General features: G+C 70.2%; 1 protein-coding gene. It reads right to left on the bottom strand.

Annotated features, from left to right (window positions below; genetic code table 11):
• Positions 1-252, bottom strand: a 252-nt coding sequence (locus tag ACPYOG_RS20125) for a YhjD/YihY/BrkB family envelope integrity protein (RefSeq protein WP_481295862.1), incomplete at both ends; no start/stop codon positions are given.

Below are 252 nucleotides of genomic sequence, written 5' to 3'. Positions count from 1 at the left end.
GCCCTGGCGCGCGTTCGGGCTGGCCCAGAAGAGAACGGCGAGGAGCACCGAGAGGATGACGAGCAGGACCGGCCACTTGAGGATGTTCCACAGCAGCACGACCGTGTCACCGGCACCGACGAGGTCGCCGACCTGGTGGGCCACCGGCCCGGAGACGACGACGATGACGGCCGAGACGACGAGGACGACGACGGCCAGCACGGTGACGCCGATGCGGATCGGCACGGTCTTCCAGATCGGGCGGCCCTCGGG

It is taken from the genome of Leifsonia sp. HAY1-4F, assembly GCF_056755275.1.
The sequence above is the reverse complement of the archived record's forward strand: the minus strand, read 5'-3'. Positions and strand labels throughout refer to the sequence as shown.